The organism is uncultured Campylobacter sp. (assembly GCF_937949835.1).
GTDB lineage: Bacteria > Campylobacterota > Campylobacteria > Campylobacterales > Campylobacteraceae > Campylobacter_B.
Genome location: NZ_CALEDC010000315.1, coordinates 1 through 2,445, shown reverse-complemented (window position 1 = coordinate 2,445; position 2,445 = coordinate 1). Strand labels below are relative to the sequence as shown.

General features: G+C 51.9%; 2 protein-coding genes and 1 pseudogene. All 3 read right to left on the bottom strand.

Annotated features, from left to right (window positions below):
- Positions 1-110 precede the first annotated feature (110 nt).
- The gene (gene thiS, locus Q0256_RS07245; protein WP_177388158.1) at positions 111-314 is read right to left on the bottom strand and encodes a sulfur carrier protein ThiS; all 204 of its coding nucleotides are present in this window, start codon (positions 312-314) and stop codon (positions 111-113) included.
- On the bottom strand, positions 307-1,899 hold the full coding sequence (locus tag Q0256_RS07240) for an ABC-F family ATP-binding cassette domain-containing protein (RefSeq protein WP_297961689.1): 1,593 nt from the start codon (positions 1,897-1,899) through the stop codon (positions 307-309). The genes thiS and Q0256_RS07240 overlap by 8 nt, the downstream gene beginning before the upstream one ends.
- A 207-nt stretch (positions 1,900-2,106) precedes the next feature.
- Positions 2,107-2,445, bottom strand: a pseudogene (locus Q0256_RS07235) (cation transporter); the annotation flags it as partial.

The window sequence follows — 2,445 nt, the reverse complement described above, 5'->3', positions numbered from 1 at the left end:
GCAAATTTTAAGCCCCAGTCGCTGCGTTGCCGCACCAATTAAATTTAGCAACTTCCGCGCGGATTTAAACCTCGGTCGCTGCAATTTTAACATAACCCAAAGCTCCGACTTCAGCCGCCGCCTACGAACTCGACGATCTCATATTTTTTGCCGCTTGAGATCTGTGTGCGCTCCCACGCCTCTTTTTTTAAAATTTCGCCGTCGCGCTCGAGCGCTACTAGGCGCAGATCGTGTCCGCGTCGGCGCAAAAACTCGCTCACGCTCATATCCTGCGCCAGCTGCAGAGGCTCGCCGTTTACGCAGATCTCAATCATCGCTCGCCCCCAAGCTCTCGTGGTACTCCTCGTAAGTGCCCCTAAAATCGACGATTTCGCCGTCTCCTTTGAGGTGCAAAATTCTATTTGCGAACGCGTCGATGAGCTCGCGGTCGTGGCTCACGCAGATCGCGCAGCCCGCGAAGTTATACAGCGCTTCACCAAGCGCGATGATCGCCTCGAGATCAAGGTGGTTGTTGGGCTCATCAAGCACCAGCAGGTTCGGGCGTTGCAGCATTAGCTTGCTTAGCATCACGCGGTGTTTCTCGCCGCCGCTTAGGCTGCCCACGCTTTTCTCCTGCTCCGCGCCGCTAAAAAGCATACGTCCAAGGCATTTGCGAATTTCATCCAGATCCCTATTCTGCGGGCTTTGTAGGTATTCGTAGAGCTTGAGCTCGCCTGAAATTTTATTATTCGTATCCTGCGCGAAGTACCCGGGCTCGATCGTGGCGCCCATGTGAACCTTGCCGCTAAGAGGCGCGAGCTCGCCCATGATGATCTTGCAAAGCGTGCTTTTGCCCACGCCGTTTCGACCGATGATCGCGATCTTATCGCCGTGAGCGAGCTTGAGGTTGAAATTTTTCAGAATTTCAATCTCGCCGAAGCTCATATCCACGCCGCTTAGCTCTAAAATTTCATTGCCGATCTCGCGCGCGGGCTTGAATAAAATACTAGGCTCCCTGCGCGAAGAGGTCGCAAGCTCGCTAAGATCGAGTTTATCAAGCTGTTTTTGGCGGCTCGTGGCCTGCTTGGCCTTGCTTGCGTTGGCGCTGAAGCGAGCGATAAATTTTTCAAGCTCCGCCTTCTCTTTGAGCTTTTTCTCGCGCTCGAACTGCGCCTGTTTGGCTATGAGATTGGACGCGATGAACCAGTCGTCGTAATTGCCGCTAAATTCGCGCACACGCCTAAAATCCACGTCGAGGATGTCCGTGCAGACGCGGTTTAAAAAGTGGCGGTCGTGGCTGATGACTACGAGCGTGCCCGTGTGGCGATTTAGCTCAAACTCGAGCCACGAAATGGCGTCGATATCGAGGTTATTCGTCGGCTCATCCAAAAATAGCACGTCGGGGCGCGGGAAAAGCACCTGTGCGAGAAGGACCTTAAATTTATCGCTCGTCTCGATCTCGCTCATCTTTTTATCGAAATCATTAATCCCCAGCGAGCTTAAAATTTTCTCGATCCGCGTTTCGTACTCGTAAGCAGGATCCTCCTCGGCACAGATCATCTCAAGCTCGCCTAGGCGCTCGTTTATCTCGTCGTTAAACTCGCCCGCTTCGTAAAGGTGCGTCTTTTCGCGCACGGCATCATAGAGGCGCTTGTTGCCGTAGAGTACGGCGTCTTTGACGCTAAAGCTTTCAAAGGCGAACTGATCCTGCCCCAAAACGCCGATTTTAAGCCCACTTTGGATTAGAATTTCGCCGCTGCTTGCTTCGATCTGTCCGCTTAAAATTTTAAGTAGCGTCGATTTGCCCGCGCCGTTTGCGCCGATGAGACCGTAGCGCCTGCCCTTATCGAGGCTTAAATTTACGTTTTCAAAAAGCAGCTGTTTGCCGAAGCGCATCGTTAGATCTTTGATTTCAACCATATTTTTCCTTTTAAATTTCTCTTTGCGTTGCCTTGCGCACGGGCTTCTGCTAGGTTTTGCGCGCAAATTTCATATCACGTTTTTTGCGGCTTTTACGCCGCGGCAAACCGCGATAAATTTTTCCTATTGTAGCTTAAAATTCTGAAATTTCGCCGAAGGGGCGCGAGCCGGCGCGATTAAATTTAAACCGCTAGAGCAATTTAAATTTTAGCCGCTGTAATCGCTATCGCGAGTGATGATGAGCGTGTAGTTCGGATACGCCGCGCGCACCTGCTTGCAGACCGCGCGAAACGTCGCCTCCATATCGGGCGCTGCGAAATCGACGATGACGTCGAAGCTGATCGAGCGCTTTTCCTCATCGAGATAAAACCCATGTATCTGCGAGACGAACTCATGCGAAAACGCCATCTGCTTGATATGCTCGTAGATCTCGGCGGCGCGCGGATCGTTCCTGTTAAACGCGTAAATTCCTACGGTGTCTAGGATGATATTAAATTTCGCAAAAACGGCGTTTTGGATGCGGCGCGTAAGAGCGTCGATCTGCGC

Excerpts from the sequence above, each read along its gene's own strand:
- thiS (WP_177388158.1), bottom strand. The coding sequence starts at position 314 with ATGATTGAGATCTGCGTAAACGGCGAGCCTCTGCAGCTGGCGCAGGAT.
- Q0256_RS07240 (WP_297961689.1), bottom strand. The coding sequence starts at position 1,899 with ATGGTTGAAATCAAAGATCTAACGATGCGCTTCGGCAAACAGCTGCTT.